This is a genomic window from Candidatus Regiella endosymbiont of Tuberolachnus salignus (assembly GCF_964020115.1).
GTDB classification, from domain to species: domain Bacteria; phylum Pseudomonadota; class Gammaproteobacteria; order Enterobacterales; family Enterobacteriaceae; genus Regiella; species Regiella insecticola.
Genome location: NZ_OZ026542.1, coordinates 930,330 through 947,725, shown reverse-complemented (window position 1 = coordinate 947,725; position 17,396 = coordinate 930,330). Strand labels below are relative to the sequence as shown.

Below are 17,396 nucleotides of genomic sequence, written 5' to 3'. Positions count from 1 at the left end.
GTCAGGGCAACCGACCGATGAGCGTAGACATACTACGTGATTCGGCGAGCACCCGCAGACAACAAAGCCGTAACTTGAAAGGCGAAGGGTATATCGGCGTCACAGTCGTCATTATAATGGCATGATTAACAATTACCACCTGATGTTACACTACTTCGCAAAAACACGCTCAAAATGCTCATTTATATCCTGCGCTTTTTCGCTTATTTTTTTCAATTGAGCATCGCTAAAAAAGATTTCGATTAAGCTTAAATAAGATAAATTATGAAACCTACCCGCTCAAAGGTGTATGAAAATGTCGCCCCTTCATCATGATCATGTTTTATCGAATGGATGTATTCAGCGCTGTATCCAGTGTGATCTGCTGTTTAATTTGCCTATTCTACATAAAAAACAACGTGCTTATTGCCCTCGCTGCCGAGCAAAAATAGCCATGGGGCAGGATTGGTCACTGAATCGCCTGATGGTGATCGTGATCGCTATGCTGGTGTTAATGCCCTTTGCTTTTTGCTCGCCATTAATCAGTATTCGCTTGCTCGGTACTTGGATTGATGCCAGTTTGTTTAGCGGTATTTGGCAGATATCTCGTCAGGGTGATCCCTTCACCGCAAGTATGGTTGCTTTTTGTACGGTAGGTGCGCCTTTGATCCTCAGTTTTTCTCTGCTTTATTTAACCCTCGGTAGCCGCATGGGGTTAAATTTACGTCCAGTCTTATTAATGCTGGAGCAGTTAAAAGAATGGGTCATGCTGGATATTTATCTTATCGGTATCATCGTCACCTGTATAAAAGTAAACGAATATGCCGAGATTAGCGCGGGAGTGGGTCTGATAGCCTATTTATTTTTAACATTATTGACGTTATTAATTTTAATACATTTGAATGTTGAGCAATTATGGCAACGATTTTATCCTCAGCCATCATTTTCACTCGGATGCTACGAAATGATGCAGAAGCTATTGGTGTGTCATCATTGCCATTACAGTGGCTATCCTGATCAGCGCCAGTGTTGCACACGCTGCCATCTGCATTTGCAGCGCCGTTGTCACCACTGCTTACAAAAAACCTGGGCGGCGTTGATCGCCGCGATGCTATTGTTATTACCTGCTAATCTATTGCCTATGTCAGTTGTTTATGCCAACGGGATGCGGATAGAAGATACCCTTTTTTCTGGCGTGGTTTCATTGGCCTCGGCAGGCCATTTTTCGATTGCGGCGATTGTTTTTATCGCCAGCGTGCTGGTTCCCTTAAGTAAGATTATTATCTTGCTGACGTTATTGCTTAGCATTCATCTAAAGACACAGCACAGCTTGAAAACCAGGATACGTTTGTTACGCATCATCACCTGGATTGGTCGTTGGTCAATGTTAGATTTATTTGTTATTGCATTAATGATGTCACTGATTAATCGAGATCAGATTATTGTGTTTACCATGGGTCCTGCCGCTTTTTATTTTGGAGCAGCAGTCATTTTGACTATTCTTGCTGTTGAATGGTTAGACAGCCGATTGATTTGGGATGAACATGCCACAGGAAACACCGACTACACCGATTGAAGCGCAAATTAAGCATAAATACCGAATTTCTCCTTTTTGGTTGCTGCCTTTTATTGCTTTGTTGATTGCTGGCAGTTTGGTTTATAACAATTGGCAACAGCGTGGGGTAGAAATTACTATTGATTTTCAATCTGCCGCTGGGATTGTCGCCGGTCGTACGCCTATTCGTTACCAAGGGGTAGATGTGGGAGGGGTGCAGTCGGTCAATTTAACGGACAACCTCAGCAAGATTGAAGTTAAAGCGAATATCAAAAATGAGTTGAAAGACCAGCTACTGAGCGGCACGCAATTCTGGCTGGTGACACCGAAAGCGTCTTTGGCCGGTGTCTCTGGGCTAGATGCGTTGGTAGGCGGGAATTATATTGGCATGATGCCGGGTAACGGTAAACCGCAAACGCATTTTATCGCCCTCGATACGCAACCCAAATTTCATCAAAACACCGGTGAATTGATGATCCATCTGCAAGCCAATGATCTCGGTTCGCTCAATATCGGCTCACTGGTTTATTATCGTAAAATTCCGGTAGGCAAGGTTTATGATTATCGTCTTGCGGCGGAAAGTGGTTTGCAAAAAAACAGCGGTCAAGCCCATCGAGGGGTGATTATTGATGTCCTGATCGACCGTCGTTTTATTACCCTGGTTAAAGATGACAGCCGTTTCTGGAATGTATCTGGCTTTAAAGGCGCGTTCAGTCTTAATGGTGTTTCGATACAAATGGAAAACATCAGTGCGTTAGTGAATGGCGCGATTGCTTTTGATTCTCCTGCCGATAGCCCTCATGCCACCATGGATCAAACCTTCCCATTGTATGCGGATTTGGCTCATAGCCAACGCGGGGTTTCTATTACCTTAGATTTGCCTAATGGTAATAATTTGCAAGAAGGGCGCACGCCCTTAATCTACCAAGGATTACAAGTAGGAATACTGACGAAATTAATACTGCAAGCTGACAAAAAAGTGCGTGGTGAATTGGCTATCGATCCTTCGGTGATTGATTTAATGCGTACCGGCAGTCGTATTGAAATGAAAAGCCCGCGCGTGAGTCTGAATGACGTGAAATTAAGCGAACTGCTGACCGGCAATACCTTAGAGCTGTTTCCGGGCGAGGGGGCGCCAAAAAAACATTTTACCGTGCTTGATAGCAGCAGTAGTTTGTTACAACAGCCCAATGTCTTGTCATTACAATTGAGCGCGCCGCAAAGTTACGGTATTGATGTCGGCCAGCCTATTATGCTCAATGGCATTAAAATTGGCCAAATACTGAGTCGTACGCTGGGTCATGAGCGAGATAGTCCAGTGGTGATATTTACCGCCGCCATTGAAGCGAAATACCGTCATTTTGTGCACCGAGACAGCAAGTTTGCTGTCAATAGTCGTATTAATGTCAAATTGGGTTTTAGTGGAATTGATATTGAGGGCGCGAGTGCACAAGAGTGGATCGATGGCGGGATAGTATTATTGCCCGGCGGCAGCGGCAAGCCGCTGAATCGTTATCCCCTCTACAGCAATCAGTCGAAAGCCCAAGAAGGTGTTCTGGGGGATACTGTAACCACCTTAAGTTTAATTGCCACGCGCTTGCCAGACGTGCAAACCGGCTCGGTGGTGCTGTATCGTCAATTCCAGGTGGGCGAGATTGTCAATATCAGACCCAAAATCGATCAATTCGCGGTAGATCTGTATATCAAGCCGCAATATCGCCACTTATTGACCGACAACAGCATTTTTTGGGCGGAAAGCAGTAGCAAAGTGCAATTAGACATGAGTGGCGTCAGTATTCAAGCCTCGCCCCTCAATCGAGTATTAAAGGGTGCGATCAGCTTTGACAATCTGGCGAAGATAAAAAAAGACCGCAACCTGAAGCGCCGGCTTTATGTTTCGGAATCCAGCGCCCGTGCAGCGGTGGGGGATCCTGAGTTGGCGGGTTTACCCATCGTGCTTATCACAGCAGAAGCGGGGGCATTACAAGTGGGTACGCCGTTGTTATTTCGTGGATTAGAAGTGGGTAGAGTCAGTGAGCTTAAATTAGGTGTGCGGGCGGATAAGGTGGAAGTGCACTTGCATGTCGACAGGCCGTATCAACAGTTAATAAGGCAAAATAGCGTTTTTTGGTTAGCTTCGGGTTATAACTTAGAAGTAGGGCTGTTTAGTGGTGTGGTGAAAAGCGGTACCCTGGGGCAATTTATCCGCGGCGGTATCGCTTTTGCCACCCCGCCCCCAGGTAATTTAGCGCCGGCGGCAAAATCTTATCAACAGTTTTTGCTCAGTAATGAGGCGCCAAAAGAGTGGAAAAAGTGGATCACCCCGATCTCGCTTTTTTGAGCGGGGCTTTGACTGATGGGCAAAAAAAAGACCATGCCGATTCATTATAGAATGCGGTATGGTCGCTTTTTGTCGGGGCTACTTATTTTTTCTTTACGTTCATTAATAAATTACTTAGGCGTTTAAAACCTTTAATCCATTGCCATATATGTTCTAAATTTTTCTGAAGAGGCATCCATTTTAGCGAAATATTGTTGGACTTGTTTAGTATCTCCTGCACGTAAAGATTGGCCAGCAGCGATTAGATCATGAAGCATGGAATCATAAGCCTGAGATGCTTGAATTACATCCTCATTAATAGCGTTTCTTTCTACCTCAGTTAACTTTTGAGATAAAAGATATGTTGAAAAATCACTTATTTCTTTTTTGTATGTCTTAATCAGTTCATCATACCCATAAATCTTATTATATGTTTCTTTTTCCTCTAAAAGATTTAATAAATTTTTAAAATAGGTTCTAAGTTTTACTTTAGGAGCATTCATATTAGAGACATTCATAGTCGCTAAATGTTGTTGAGCTTTTTCAAGATTTCCTGAATCTAAATATTGGCTGGTATGTTGTAGATCATTATTCAATGCATTAATACAATTTCTTGCTTGCTGTAAATTATAGTCAACTAGTTTTCTTTCTGTCTCAGTTAACGTTTGAGATAAAAGAAATTCTGAAAAATTATTTAGCTGTTGGTTGCGTTTCTCAATAAACTGTTCATTCTTAACAATCTCACTACGTATTTCTTGTTCAATTTTATTTTTGTTCTCAAAAATGGTTAATGTTTTGTCAGCACATTTTCCATATCTTTCTTTATATGCATTAGCATTAACTAAATACTTTTGAGCTTGTTTAATATCTCCTGAATCTAAGCAATATTTAGCCTTTTTTAGGGAGTCAATCATAGAATCAACAGCCTGATATGCTTGAGTTACATTGTCATTAATAACGTTTCTCTCTACATTAGTTAATTTTTGAGATGAAAAATATGTTAAAAAATCACCTAGTTGTTCTTTGTATTTCTCAATAAGCTGTTTATTATTAACAATCTCACTACGTATTTCTTGTTTAATCTTAAATCTTGCTTGTGCCTGTGCTCTTATTGTAAATACATTATCAGATATCGGTTTCTCATTAGATATCAGTTTCCTATCAAATAATTTTGGCAATGGAGAGTTACGAACCTGTACTTTTGTAAAAGGTTTATTATTTTTTCTATCGGAGAATGGTATGAAACCAATTTTTAGCGCTGCTAACCTGTTATCTAGAGGAGTTGGCATAATTATATACTCTTTTGTATTTTTAATAAAAAATTAGAATATAGTGATGGCAATATTACTGAGCTTTTATTATTTGAGTGATATTGTATTACTATTCTTTAATTACTTTTAATTTATGGGATAAAATCTTACATGGTCTTTGCCATTAGAAATATCAAAAAACGCTCATTTATCTTTTAAGCGGGTGTTTTGATTAATGAGCAAAAAAAGACCATACCGATTGATGATTGAATGCGGTATGGTTTTTTTTATTGTCACGCTTTGATGGTCTCATTTATATTCAAGACACCCAATTATCCGTTAAATCAGGTTTTTTAACAAGACGAATTCTTCTTGCTCCAATTTTAATTTCAATTCTTCTATCTTTTTTTCAATGATGACTATAAATGTGGGTATATCATTCCTATCTTTATTAGAGCCATCCAATACTTTATGTATAGCTAATAATTTGTCGATTCCTTCCCCAAATCCCTCTATCATTTCTTTAGTGCTACAGTCTGGCGGTAGCCCCAGAAAGGCTGCAATAACATTTATGGTTATACTTTGAGTTGCTTCTTTATCTGCTGCTTGGGATTGCAAGTGTTGTTTTTTTCTTTCAATGCTTTCCCTCCATATTGTTAAATGTAGCCGCATTCCTGTATTTCCCAGTGGTGCATACAAATACTTGTTTAATAATGCGTTGTCCATTTCATCAAGTTTTTCTATTTCCTGACATTCCGCTATCCTTTTTTCAATTTCAGAGATTGGTGCTGGTATTGAATTCAGAAGGGTTTTAAAATCACGCTCATCTGGATTAGATTTTTCTACAATGACGGATTCTTTGTTATTCACATGGGCTGTAATATTACTTGTGATTGTATCTTTAGTCTCTGTTTTACCTGTTACTTGGAATGGCTCGTCGACTGACACTGACTTCAGAGAGTTTGTAATCTCACTCGTTTTATCTTGAGTTCTTTTTTGGTCTGGTGCGGATACGTTTTGGTGCGCAATTTCTAGCTCCGATGAGCTAACCCGCATGAGACAAGTTATCAATTCATATGCTGCACTGTATGCTGTACTACATGCTCCTTTAATCGTATCTACGCCATAAAAAAATATTTTTGCAGCTAGCGTTATAGGTGATGCTTGTACATTTGTCATAATAATTACCTCTTTATTTTTTTACGTTATGTGTAAATTACAGCGAATAAGATTATAAAAATATAAAAAAACGCTCTTTCATTGAAGGAAAAATACATTAATTTAAAAAAATGACTTTACTTTACCTATTTCGTAGAGGCGATTGAAATTCAGCATAGGGTTTAATGACCGAACCAAAAAATTGGCAGAGTGGGATTGTCTTTATTCTGATTTTTTGAAGGAGTGATTGAGTGGCAATAAAAAAATAGCAGTATGGTATTTTACTTATGTCGCTATTTATGCCGCTTTAGAATTTCTAACAAGAGCTTGCGAAATTCTTATCTGATTTTGCAAGGTTTCTATGCGTTTTGTTTTTATTTTTATATTCCTGTCGCATCTCATTAATTCTTTTGACTTAGTTTCTTTAAATGAATTTTTAAGAGGAATCTCTATTTTTTTTGTTTCAGATTCTTTTATACTACGTCTGCATGCTTCTATATTCGCTTCTAATCTTCTTATCATCTCAAAACTAGCTGGTTTTGGATTGTGATGTATCACTGCCATACTTGATTGGCGCACCCCAATTAAATGTTGAAATACACTTACTATTTTTCCTTTTGCTGTACTTGCGAAAACTTTCAAAGCTGTTGTAAATTGTTTTAGCCGCGATGTTTGTTCTATTGTTGTCATGATTATTACCCCTTTATTATTTAACGCCGCAGACAATACCTGTTAGCGCATATTAACAATATAAAAAACGCTCATTTAACCGAGGTGGCATGATTTAATTTAACAAAATGGCGTTATTTTACCGATCATGGCCTTATTAGCCGCTCGAGAAAAATGAGCATCTATGCTGTTAATGTTTAGGATCCCACGTTAAATTATTGTACAATTATTTGTACTATTTGATGAGGAATTGATGATGAGAACAATAAGCTATAGCGAAGCAAGACAGAATCTTTCTGCCACCATGGTTAAAGTTGTTGAAGATCAAGTGCCCATTCTGATTACTCGTCAGAAAGGTAAATCCTGTGTTTTGATGTCGTTGGAAGAATACGAATCTTTAGAAGAAACGGCCTATTTATTGCGCTCTCCGGCAAACGCTAAGCGTCTTATGCACTCAATAGAAGAGCTTCGCTCCGGAAAAGGCATTATCCGGGATCTTGATGTATGAAGATCACTTTTTCCAGCCACTCATGGGAAGACTATCTCTACTGGCAACAGACCGACAAGAAAATACTCAAACGGATAAACGAATTAATTAAAGAAATACAAAGAACACCGTTTAAAGGAAAAGGGAAGCCAGAGCCATTGAAACATAATCTATCGGGATGTTGGTCACGGAGAATGACAGAGGAGCATCGTCTCGTTTATGAGATGAACGATGATAATATTTTGATTGTGTCTTGTCGTTATCACTATGATTAACCTGAATTCTGGATAATAAAATGCAGACGGGTGAGCGTTTTTTTTTATTACAGCAACGCCAACGACGCCATGATCAACATTATCTGGCTGGATTATTTTTTGCCGGCTTGTTGGTTTTTTTACTCAGTCTATGTGCCGGCGAAGCATGGATTTGGCCACACCAATGGCTGAGTGAAGCAGGGCGTTTATTTGTCTGGCAGCTTAGATTGCCTCGCGCGTTAGCGGTGATCATGGTGGGAGCCAGTCTGGCGGTGTCAGGGGCGGTGATGCAGGCGTTATTTAATAATCCATTAGCAGAGCCAGGGCTATTAGGGGTGGCGAATGGCGCGGCTGTCGCTTCGATGTTAACCCTGTTGCTCAGTGAGGGATTATTGCCGCAGGGAGTACTCGGCCTTAGCGCGATTGGCGGCGCGGGGGGCATGACCTTGTTATTACTGATTTTTGCGCAACGTGAATTGCTCAGCAATGCGCATTTATTGCTGGTGGGATTGGCGTTGGGCATTATTTGTAGCGCCATCATGACTTGGGCGGTGTATTGCAGCAGCAGTCTGGATTTACGTCAGCTGATGTATTGGATGATGGGCGGATTTGGCGGTATCGACTGGCGGCAACAAGGGTGGGTATTGGCATTGTTGCCGATCATCGGATGGTTGTGTTGCCAAGGGGAGCGGGTTAATTTTATTGCGCTTGGCGAGCAGCAGGCACGGCAATTAGGTCTCGCTTACCGGTTGTGGCGCAATTTATTGATATTGGCTATCGGTTGGTTAGTGGGGATCAGTGTTGCCTTGGCAGGGGTGATCGGTTTTATTGGTTTTGTTATCCCGCATCTTTTACGTTTGAGTGGATTAACCGATCAACGTCGCTTATTACTGGGTTGCGCGCTGGCGGGCAGCACGGTGTTATTGCTGGCCGATGTGGTGGCGCGTATGGTTTTGTCTTCGGCGGAGATCCCTATTGGTGTGGTGACGGCGACGTTGGGGGCGCCAGTGTTTATTGGGTTGTTGATGCGTAGGCAAACAACATGAAATTACTGATGCAATTGCATGAAGTTAGTGTGCTTCCTCGTCTGCTGCCTTTTTCAGCGGATATTGAATCAGGGCAGCAAATTCATCTGATCGGGGCGAATGGGGCAGGAAAAAGTACGCTATTGGCGCGCGTTGCTGGCCTGTTGCCCGGTGAAGGGCAGGTGTTACTGGCAGGTCGATCTTTAGCTGCTTACCAACCCCATCAATTAGCGCGCTATCGCGCTTATCTTCCTCAGCAGCAATCGGTGATCAGTCTGATGCCGGTGTTTCAATATCTTGCTTTGCATCAGCCAAGAGAGGCTGATGCAACTGTTGTGGCAAACGCAGTAGATTATTTGTGTCAACAATTGAGTCTAGTGGACAAACTTTCACATCCGTTAACTCAGTTGTCAGGCGGCGAGTGGCAACGGGTTCGGCTGGCGGCGATTTTTTTGCAGCTGTGGCCGACGGTGAATGAGGATAGCAAACTGTTGCTGCTCGACGAGCCGACGAATAGTTTAGATGTGGCGCAAAAGGTTGCGCTTGATCGCTTAATACAGGAATTTTGTCAGGCAGGACGCAGCCTGATCATCAGTAGTCATGATTTAAATCATAGCTTACAGCAGGCCAATCAGGTTTGGTTATTGGCGCAAGGAAAGCTCATCGCTCAGGGGGCTGCCCGGGAAGTGATGCAAGCTGAAATACTGGCTAAGGTATTTAACATCGATTTTCAACTGCAATCTGTTAATCAGCGTGATTGGCTCATTATAAAATAATGTCGAAATCTTTTGTGCTCGCTGATACTTCGCCAAAAACGCGCTCAAAATGCTCATTTACTTCCTTTTGTATAAAAAAACAACCGCTCCTTTCGCTCGTTTTTTTCATCAATTGAGCGTCGCTAAAGAAGATTTCGAATAGTCTCTTAGACGGCTTGTCGTCTATTTTCTCTTTTTTTTATTTTTTCCGCTGTGTGAATGCTTATTTAATAATCAGCGTTTTCTGAAAGTGATTGAGTAGAGTTTTGTTGTTTAATGTCAATAGATGTCAACCAGACGTAAGTAAAAAAATTATCATCACATTTAAATAAGCAGCCTTTTCGAAGCGGTTTTCAAATAATCAAATAAAGATGATGAGATAAAATGAATTAAGGAGTACGCCATGTGTAAGCCAACAGCAGAACTGACAACATTTGTAGGAACAGTAACACCTTATTTACCTGCCAAAACAACAGGATCTTCAAGCACTGGTGAATTAATCACGGTGCAAAACAGTCCATCAGGAATCACGATGAGCTTCGATCAGTCAACAACCCCGGTGGGAGAAGATCAGTCGACTTCGCAAGGATCTGATGCAAAGGAGCGGTCCTCAACCAGTGCTGCATTAATCGCGGTGAGCGGGCAACCGTTAACTTTACAAAAAACCGACTCAAGAGAGCATGATTTATCGTTATCCCCATCTCCTGTGTCTCAGGGTAATACTTTTCCTGTCGTTGCTGATAAAAATAGGTGCATTTCTGTTGCTGGTGGAAATCCGCTCATCCCTGAAGATGCTGAAACCGTACCAGAGGCTCCTGCGCCAACAACAACATTTTTTTCCACCATTAAATCATGGTTTACTTTTCCTGAAATAGACTTTAAACAATTAATTAAAGATGCACGTCAATATAACCTTCTTGAAACCACAGCTAAAGCGGCTTGGAAAGTTGGCTTACTCACCGCGAGTTTGATTACCACCGCATTTGTCTTCTTCCCGCCCGTCACCGCGGCTTTAGTCGGAGTGGGGTTAGTCGTGGCAGCGTTAGGATTGATCGGGGGCTATGCATACACTCTTTATCGTGCTCCTGAAGTATCTGAACAAGCGGCAGCAACAACAGTATCATTAGTCAAAAACCGATCTGAGTTATGTCAGGCCAGGGCGGGTGCAGCAGTAGCTGCAGAGATAACATTCATCAATGGTGGTGGTGAAGAAGCGATCAAAACAGCGACCAAAATAGGATACACGGTGGCCAATATAGGTGCCAAAATGAATGACACCGAACGGGCGATGGCAGTAATTGCTGCATTATCAATGGCCATCGGTCAAAGTGAGCTGATTGGTTATCTATGTCTTAACCCTCAACTGGTAAAAGGCAGTGCTGGAGTCGGTGCTGGATTCGGAGCCTTCATATTGGGAGAAACTAAAGGCACAGCTCGTGTTGTCAACGCTACTTTAGATTGACCACTTTTTGCTACTTTAAAATGTCCAGTTTTTGCTAATTTTCCTGTTGGGTTTCTATTCCAGGCGCCTGGATAATATCAGTCGTTTTTATAGGCAACATGCCTGCTTTGCGTTTATTTTTGAGTCGATAGCTTTCTCCTTTAATATTCAATGTGGTTGAATGATGTAAAAGCCTGTCTAAAATCGCAGTTGCTAAAATGTGATCACCGAATACGTCCCCCCAATCAGTAAAACTTTTATTTGATGTGAGAATGATGCTCGCCTTTTCATAACGACGGCTCAATAACCTGAAAAATAGGCTAGCTTCTTCGCGATTCATCGGTAAATACCCGATTTCATCCAGTATTAATACCCTGGCATAGCACAGTTGCTGAAGTTGGCGTTCCAGACGGTTTTCTTGCTTTGCCTTCATTAAGGTACAGCAGAGTCTATCCAGAGGCATAAACAATACCCGATGCCCAGCTGTAGCTGCCTTGACAGCCAGCGCTATCGCCAAATGCGTTTTCCCTACCCCAGGTGGGCCTAACAAAATGACGTTTTCATGATGTTCGACAAACCTCAGCCCCGCCAGCTCGCGGATAATTTTCCTGTCTATACTTGGTTGGAAAGTAAAGTCAAATTGCTCCAAGGTTTTTATCCACGGCAAACGTGCTTGTTTTAACCGCGATTCCAAGCCTTTTTGGTGACGCCCGTTCCATTCCTGGGCTAATGCCTGCTGGAGAAATTCACGGTAGTTCAGTGCTTTCTTGGTGGCTTCTTCACATAAACTCTCCAACGCATCGCCCAGGTAATCCATTTTTAACCGTATCAACAAGTTTTCCATTTCCATCAGAGTAGCTCCTCATACACACTGAGCGAACGAGACGCTACTCGATTGACCTGTTGCCAAAGGGCTTGATGATGTTCTGGCACCTTTTGCCAGCCCTGCGTTACCTCCTGCAAGAGATGCGTCGCGAGCAGTTGCTCATCGCCGTAAATACGTAGCGTATTATCTAAACCGATACGAATATTAACCGCACGACCACACCAGAATGAAGGCACGCTATAGCGATTACCTCTGACATCGATATAGCTGTCCCATGCCACTTGTCGTAGGTCGAAGTAGCTGGTATCGAAATCAGTCGCAGGGAGTGGCATCAAGGCTATTTTTTCCTCAGCAAAACGATTTTCCGGTGTCTGCTTGAATTGACGAAGATGACGCTGGTCTGCCACTTTCGCCAGCCACATCGCTAGCAGTTGATTAACATGAGCGAAACTCTCAAACTGACGGTAGCGAGTGAAAAAATTGTGTTTAACATAGCCCACCATCCGTTCGGTTTTGCCTTTCGTTTGCGGTCGATAAGGCTTACAGGCGCGAGGGCTAAACCCATAGTGATTAGCCAGTTGCAGGAAGCCCGCATTGAACTCGATGTGGCCATTTTGTCCATGTTTGATAACAGCGGCTTTTTGGTTATCTACCAAGACATTTTTTACGCTGCCACCGAAGTAATTGAAGCTGCGAACCAGCGATTCATACGTGTGCTCAGCATCTTGCTTAGGGGCAGCAAAGACATGAAAGCGACGCGAAAAACCGAGCGTATTAACGGCAAAATTAACCGTACAGGCAGAGCCTGCCACCTCAACGATGATTTCTCCCCAATCGTGTTGAAGTTGATAACCGGGGAGGGTTTCAAAGCGTACCGTGTTTTTCGAGGCCCTGAGCGGACGTTTGGGATGTATATAACGTCGGAGCATCGCACTCCCACCCCGGTAGCCTTTTTCACGGATTTCCTCAAAAATAACCGCCGCATTCCAAACCTGTTCACTCAACCTTGAATCGATGTAGTCTTTAAAGGGCTCGAGTTTAGCAACCTGTTTTTTACCGCGTTTTGCTGTTGGCGGCGCAGGATAGCTAATGTGCCGTCTCACCGTTTTTTCTGAACACCCTATCTGATGGGCAATATCAACAATAAATGCCCCCTGTTGATGGCGTTGTTTTATCATGTAGTGGTCCTCTCTTCTTAGCATGCTTATTTCCCTCATGGCTTTGTCACCACAAAGGAAACTGCATTCTGGCTTGAGTGGACAAATTAAATTAGCAATTTACGGTCTTTTATCATTAGCGCTGACACGTGTAGCCACCGCTGCCGTAAAAAGCGCTGTGGTGGCAAATAACCTGGTTGTTCCAGCCGCCCTGTGTGTGATTTCTGGTAATCCTCTAGGGGTAGTAACAATGCTTGCTAGCCGTGCGGCAATAGCACATGGGTTGGAGTGGTTTCTCCCCGAGGGTATGGAAAAATCTATAATAGCAGAAGCTGTTTCACTGCTTTTGAATGGCATGATGACTGAACGTATCTTAGGATCCGCCGCGGATGAATTCACAGCCTTAGCCATTCCACCGATCATAAGCGCACTTGCGGCCGCATATACTGCCCTTGATATAAAATACGATGGATGGTTGACAACACAAAGCAATCAATTTCTGACTGCTAGTCGTGAGAATGTGACAAAGGCAGTAGAATCTATGAATTTAGTGGCGGTACATGCCCCCGAAAATACGCTAAAAGTGATGAAGTTAGCGATGAATGCCTTTCGAGAGCTATTTTGGCCGGCCGAAGAGGCGAGTGATAGAGAAGTTTTGGCAGCTACTACGGTTTCAGTAGTGAGCTCAGAGACAGAAGAAACAAACTCTGGCTCTACTTCGTACTTTGGTCGAGCATCTCAGCTATTCAGTAACTTGGCAGATAAGATTTCAAGCGGATTTTTTGACCCAGCTGAGATGGAGCCAGTTCAGATAGAGGAAATTGATTGATAAGTTTGTCATCTAAACTCTCGAATAAAAACATGGCAGTAGCCCATAAAGTCTCCTCGGTCTTTATGGGCTTTTTTTTATTGTTGCGCCTCCAAATATTCCCAGCGGTTAAAGGCTTCGGCTAATGCTTGCTCTGTCTCGGCTAACATTTTAAGCAGCGGCTGCGTTTCTTCGTAGGCTTTAGTGAAAAAAGATGGATCACTGATTTGCGCTTGCAATTGGCTTATTTTGGTTTCTAATTGCTCTACTTTTTCAGGTAGTTGATCCAATTCTTTTTGTAAATGATAACTGAGTTTGTTTGCCTGCTGTTTGGTCTCTTTTTTTACCGTGTCATTTTTGGCAGCAGGCATGGTTTTTACCGTTTGCGCTTTTGTTGTTTGCCCCAGCGGCCTGCTCGCCGCGCGCTGTTGATGCGCTTCAGAGTAGCCGCCGACAAATTTAGCGATTTGGCCGCCGCCTTCAAAAATCCAGCATTCAGTGACTGAATTATCAACAAATTGACGATCATGGCTGACCAATAATACCGTGCCTTGATAGCTGTCTACTCTCTCCTCTAATAATTCCAGTGTTTCGACATCCAGATCGTTCGTCGGCTCATCCAAAATTAATAGGTTGCTCGGTTTTAAAAATAATTTGGCGAGCAATAATCGGTTACGTTCCCCTCCGGATAAGGCTTTAACCGGGCTCAGCGCGCGTTTAGGGTGAAATAAAAAATCTTGCAGATAGCCTAAGACATGACGTGAACGCCCATTGATGATCACTTCTTGTTTTCCTTCGGCAAGATTGTCCATCACCGTGCGCTCTGGATCTAACTTGGCACGATGCTGATCAAAGTAAGCGATTTCCAACTTGGTGCCACAATGTATCTTACCGCTATCGGCTTTAAGTTGACCCAGCATTAATTTTAATAAGGTGGTTTTACCGCAGCCGTTGGCGCCGACTAAGGCGATTTTATCTCCACGTTGTACCTGTGCGGTGAAATTTTTTACTAACGGGCTATCGCCAATTTGATAATTGACCTTTTCTAACTCGAAAACAATTTTGCCTGAGCGCAGGGTTTCTTCCACTTGCATTTTAGCGGTGCCCATCATTTCACGGCGTTGTGAGCGCGTCTCTCTCAAGGCTTTTAGCGCGCGGACACGGCCTTCATTACGGGTACGTCGCGCTTTAATGCCCTGGCGGATCCAGACTTCTTCTTGCGCCAATTTACGGTCAAATTCTGCATTTTGCAGTTCTTCAACCCTTAAGGCTTCTTCTTTACTGGCAAGATACTGTTGATAATTGCCTGGCCATGACACGAGTTTTCCTCGATCCAAATCGACAATGCGGGTTGCCATTGCCTTAATAAAAGCCCGATCATGAGAAATAAACACCATGCTGCCCTGAAATTCTTTTAAAAAGCCTTCCAGCCAATCAATGGTTTTAATATCAAGATGATTGGTCGGTTCATCAAGCAATAGTACCTGTGGTGCACTGACCAAAGCGCGGCCAAGCGCCGCTTTACGTAACCAGCCTCCGGAGAGTGACGACAGTAGTGCCTCGGCGGATAAACCAAGCTGTTCTAGTACCTCATGAATACGATTATCTAATTGCCATAAATCTTGATGATCCAAAATGTCCTGCAATGCCGATAACTGCTGTAAATTTTTTTCGCTGGGATCGCGTTCAATCAGCCTTAAAGTGGCGTGATACGCTTGTAAATGCTTAGATTGTTGTGCTACCCCTTCAGCGACAAAGTCAAATACGGTGCCTTCTACATTGCGCGGGGGATCTTGTTGCAGACGTGACACCACTAAATCTTGTGCATAAATAATCTGTCCACTGTCTAATTCCATTTCTTTATTGAGAATTTTCAGTAGGGTTGATTTCCCCGCGCCATTGCGTCCCACTAAACACAGGCGCTCATTCGCTTCAATGTGTAGCTCGGTATTATCTAATAAAGGTGCATCACTGAAAGACAGGTAAGCACCAGACAGGCTGATTAATGACATAATTTTTCCTCACCGGTGTGGGTTATCAACCAACAGTGATGTATTTGACGATGGCGAGCAAAGTCGGGTGATTGTGTTTTTGCCGTGATTTCTTTGATGGTTAGCCCCAGGGCGGTTATGCCGTCGACATCGATTTTAAAGCCGTGCCTATTATTAGAAAAGATCATCGTGCCGTTAGGGCGCAATAAGGGTTTAATGGCTTTCATTAATGGTAAGTGATCACGCTGTACATCAAAGGTATTGGCCATACGTTTGGAATTAGAAAAAGTCGGCGGATCAATAAAAATGACATCAAATTGCGCTGTAGGGTGATCCAGACGCTGATCTAACCACGCGAAGCAATCGGCTTGAATTAAACGGTGCTGGCGGCCGGTTAATCCATTTGTGCGCAAATTTTTCTCAGCCCAGGCCAAATAAGTGTGGGACATATCTACCGTGGTGGTACTCTTCGCCCCACCGAGCCCTGCATGAACACTCGCTGCCCCGGTATAGGCAAACAAATTGAGGAAATCTTTTCCCTGACTCATTTTCCCCAGCATTTGGCGGGTAATACGATGATCAAGAAACAATCCAGTGTCGAGATAATCGGTCAGATTAACCCATAATTTAGCGTTATATTCTTGCACCAAAAAAAATTCGTCCCGTTGGGCCAATTTCTGGTATTGATTTTTTCCTTTTTGCCGTTCACGGGTTTTGATCACCAGTTGATTGGCAGGGATCGCCAATACTTGCAGCGTCGCATGAATGGCGTCAAACAAGCGTTGACGGGCTTTCTTGGCATCAATGGTTTTTGGCGCAGCATATTCTTGTAGCACAATTTTACTGCCATAACGATCAATGGCGACATTGTATTCAGGTAAATCGGCATCGTATAAACGATAGCATTCAATTCCTTGCTGCTGTGCCCATTTATCCAATTTATGTTTATTTTTACCTAAGCGGTTGGCAAAATCTTTGGCCAGGTGAAGGGTTTCTTTCTGTCCTGCCTGTTCTGAATAAGCGGATAATTGATAATTTTTTTGTATGCAATCCAGCGCGCCATTTTTGGCTTTAAATTCTCGTTCGGCACGCAGTTGCACGCAATTGATTAATGTTGGCGACGCACTAAATAAAGAGAGACGCCAACCGGCAAAGGCGGTTTTCATGATCCGTCCCAATAAATTGTACAGGGCAATCAATACTGGCTCGCTCTCCAGGCGTTCCCCATAGGGAGGGTTGCTGATAACGCCGCCGGCAGGGGCGGTTGGCCAAGGATTCGCCAATTGACTGAGATCCTGTGGCTGAAAGCGGATCAAGCTAGCTACTCCGGCTCTTTCCGCATTGGCGCGCGCGATTTTGATCGTCTGGGGATCGGCATCCGCTCCAAAAAAATAAGCCGGGGTAGTTTTCAATCCTTTGCTTGCCCGCGCTTGCGCCTCACTCATCAGTTCGCTCCACAAGCTGTGATTAAAATCACGCCAGGCGCTAAATCCCCACTGTTGACGATGTAAACCCGGTGCGTGATCTGTCGCCATCATTGCGGCTTCAATCAACAGTGTGCCTGAGCCACACATAGGATCAATCAGCGGTGTGCCTTTTTGCCAACCGGCGCGAAGAATAATTGCTGCGGCCAAATTTTCTTTGAGTGGTGCCTGTCCTCCCGAACTGTCCCGGTACCCTCGTTGATGCAGGCTGTTACCGCTCAGATCAAGCGATATGAC

14 protein-coding genes and 1 pseudogene are annotated in these 17,396 nt (G+C 43.3%); 8 read left to right on the top strand and 7 right to left on the bottom strand.

Annotated elements, in window-relative coordinates; genetic code table 11:
• Window positions 1-295: 295 nt before the first annotated feature.
• Window positions 296-1,555 carry a membrane integrity lipid transport subunit YebS gene (gene yebS, locus AACL30_RS04805; RefSeq protein ID WP_339057896.1) on the top strand — a complete coding sequence of 420 codons (1,260 nt, stop codon included), beginning with the start codon at window positions 296-298 and terminating at the stop codon, window positions 1,553-1,555.
• The gene (locus AACL30_RS04800; protein WP_339057895.1) at window positions 1,524-3,875 is read left to right on the top strand and encodes a PqiB family protein; all 2,352 of its coding nucleotides are present in this window, start codon (window positions 1,524-1,526) and stop codon (window positions 3,873-3,875) included. The genes yebS and AACL30_RS04800 overlap by 32 nt, the downstream gene beginning before the upstream one ends.
• A gap of 131 nt (window positions 3,876-4,006) precedes the next feature.
• Here the strand turns inward: AACL30_RS04800 and AACL30_RS04795 are convergent, their stop codons facing one another.
• The 3 genes from AACL30_RS04795 to AACL30_RS04785 form a co-directional block, all read right to left on the bottom strand.
• A complete protein-coding gene (locus AACL30_RS04795; RefSeq protein ID WP_339057894.1) occupies window positions 4,007-5,143 on the bottom strand; it encodes a hypothetical protein in 1,137 nt (378 codons plus the stop codon).
• A gap of 300 nt (window positions 5,144-5,443) precedes the next feature.
• The gene (locus tag AACL30_RS04790; RefSeq protein ID WP_339057893.1) at window positions 5,444-6,283 is read right to left on the bottom strand and encodes a hypothetical protein; all 840 of its coding nucleotides are present in this window, start codon (window positions 6,281-6,283) and stop codon (window positions 5,444-5,446) included.
• Window positions 6,284-6,559: 276 nt separating this feature from the next.
• Window positions 6,560-6,952: a hypothetical protein gene (locus AACL30_RS04785; RefSeq protein WP_339057892.1), complete on the bottom strand. Its 393-nt coding sequence runs from the start codon at window positions 6,950-6,952 to the stop codon at window positions 6,560-6,562.
• Between the two features lie 235 nt (window positions 6,953-7,187).
• Between AACL30_RS04785 and yefM the strand changes: the two genes are divergently transcribed.
• From yefM to AACL30_RS04760, 5 genes are all read left to right on the top strand, one after another.
• Entirely contained in the window at window positions 7,188-7,439 is a 252-nt protein-coding gene (yefM, locus tag AACL30_RS04780; protein WP_339058391.1) for a YoeB-YefM toxin-antitoxin system antitoxin YefM, read from the top strand.
• Entirely contained in the window at window positions 7,436-7,693 is a 258-nt protein-coding gene (locus AACL30_RS04775) for a Txe/YoeB family addiction module toxin (protein ID WP_339057891.1), read from the top strand. The genes yefM and AACL30_RS04775 overlap by 4 nt, the downstream gene beginning before the upstream one ends.
• A 20-nt stretch (window positions 7,694-7,713) precedes the next feature.
• On the top strand, window positions 7,714-8,718 hold the full coding sequence (gene btuC, locus AACL30_RS04770; RefSeq protein ID WP_339057890.1) for a vitamin B12 ABC transporter permease BtuC: 1,005 nt from the start codon (window positions 7,714-7,716) through the stop codon (window positions 8,716-8,718).
• Window positions 8,715-9,473 (top strand): vitamin B12 ABC transporter ATP-binding protein BtuD, encoded by a 759-nt coding sequence (btuD, locus tag AACL30_RS04765; RefSeq protein WP_339057889.1) that lies wholly within the window; start codon window positions 8,715-8,717, stop codon window positions 9,471-9,473. Before btuC ends, btuD begins: the two co-directional genes overlap by 4 nt.
• Before the next feature lie 382 nt (window positions 9,474-9,855).
• Window positions 9,856-10,914, top strand: a complete 1,059-nt coding sequence (locus AACL30_RS04760) for a hypothetical protein (RefSeq protein ID WP_339057888.1) — start codon at window positions 9,856-9,858, stop codon at window positions 10,912-10,914.
• A gap of 34 nt (window positions 10,915-10,948) precedes the next feature.
• Here the strand turns inward: AACL30_RS04760 and istB are convergent, their stop codons facing one another.
• Window positions 10,949-11,746 (bottom strand): IS21-like element helper ATPase IstB, encoded by a 798-nt coding sequence (gene istB / locus AACL30_RS04755; protein ID WP_339058365.1) that lies wholly within the window; start codon window positions 11,744-11,746, stop codon window positions 10,949-10,951.
• Window positions 11,743-12,921 carry an IS21 family transposase gene (gene istA / locus AACL30_RS04750; RefSeq protein WP_339056344.1) on the bottom strand — a complete coding sequence of 393 codons (1,179 nt, stop codon included), beginning with the start codon at window positions 12,919-12,921 and terminating at the stop codon, window positions 11,743-11,745. The genes istB and istA overlap by 4 nt, the downstream gene beginning before the upstream one ends.
• Here istA and AACL30_RS04745 point away from each other — a divergent pair.
• A complete protein-coding gene (locus tag AACL30_RS04745; protein ID WP_339057887.1) occupies window positions 12,920-13,705 on the top strand; it encodes a hypothetical protein in 786 nt (261 codons plus the stop codon). The two genes, istA and AACL30_RS04745, sit on opposite strands and share 2 nt — an antisense overlap.
• A gap of 77 nt (window positions 13,706-13,782) precedes the next feature.
• Here AACL30_RS04745 and AACL30_RS04740 read toward each other — a convergent pair whose 3' ends face one another.
• Both AACL30_RS04740 and rlmKL read right to left on the bottom strand, forming a co-directional pair.
• Entirely contained in the window at window positions 13,783-15,696 is a 1,914-nt protein-coding gene (locus AACL30_RS04740; RefSeq protein ID WP_339057886.1) for an ABC transporter ATP-binding protein, read from the bottom strand.
• Window positions 15,687-17,393, bottom strand: a pseudogene (gene rlmKL / locus AACL30_RS04735) (bifunctional 23S rRNA (guanine(2069)-N(7))-methyltransferase RlmK/23S rRNA (guanine(2445)-N(2))-methyltransferase RlmL); the annotation flags it as partial. The gene AACL30_RS04740 and the pseudogene rlmKL, both read right to left, overlap by 10 nt.
• Between the last annotated feature and the right edge of the window lie 3 nt (window positions 17,394-17,396).

Excerpts from the sequence above, each read along its gene's own strand:
- AACL30_RS04790 (WP_339057893.1), bottom strand. The coding sequence starts at position 6,283 with ATGACAAATGTACAAGCATCACCTATAACGCTAGCTGCAAAAATATTT.
- AACL30_RS04795 (WP_339057894.1), bottom strand. The coding sequence starts at position 5,143 with ATGCCAACTCCTCTAGATAACAGGTTAGCAGCGCTAAAAATTGGTTTC.
- AACL30_RS04745 (WP_339057887.1), top strand. The coding sequence starts at position 12,920 with ATGCTTATTTCCCTCATGGCTTTGTCACCACAAAGGAAACTGCATTCT.
- AACL30_RS04800 (WP_339057895.1), top strand. The coding sequence starts at position 1,524 with ATGCCACAGGAAACACCGACTACACCGATTGAAGCGCAAATTAAGCAT.
- yefM (WP_339058391.1), top strand. The coding sequence starts at position 7,188 with ATGAGAACAATAAGCTATAGCGAAGCAAGACAGAATCTTTCTGCCACC.
- yebS (WP_339057896.1), top strand. The coding sequence starts at position 296 with ATGTCGCCCCTTCATCATGATCATGTTTTATCGAATGGATGTATTCAG.
- btuD (WP_339057889.1), top strand. The coding sequence starts at position 8,715 with ATGAAATTACTGATGCAATTGCATGAAGTTAGTGTGCTTCCTCGTCTG.
- btuC (WP_339057890.1), top strand. The coding sequence starts at position 7,714 with ATGCAGACGGGTGAGCGTTTTTTTTTATTACAGCAACGCCAACGACGC.
- AACL30_RS04740 (WP_339057886.1), bottom strand. The coding sequence starts at position 15,696 with ATGTCATTAATCAGCCTGTCTGGTGCTTACCTGTCTTTCAGTGATGCA.
- AACL30_RS04785 (WP_339057892.1), bottom strand. The coding sequence starts at position 6,952 with ATGACAACAATAGAACAAACATCGCGGCTAAAACAATTTACAACAGCT.
- AACL30_RS04775 (WP_339057891.1), top strand. The coding sequence starts at position 7,436 with ATGAAGATCACTTTTTCCAGCCACTCATGGGAAGACTATCTCTACTGG.
- istA (WP_339056344.1), bottom strand. The coding sequence starts at position 12,921 with ATGCTAAGAAGAGAGGACCACTACATGATAAAACAACGCCATCAACAG.
- AACL30_RS04760 (WP_339057888.1), top strand. The coding sequence starts at position 9,856 with ATGTGTAAGCCAACAGCAGAACTGACAACATTTGTAGGAACAGTAACA.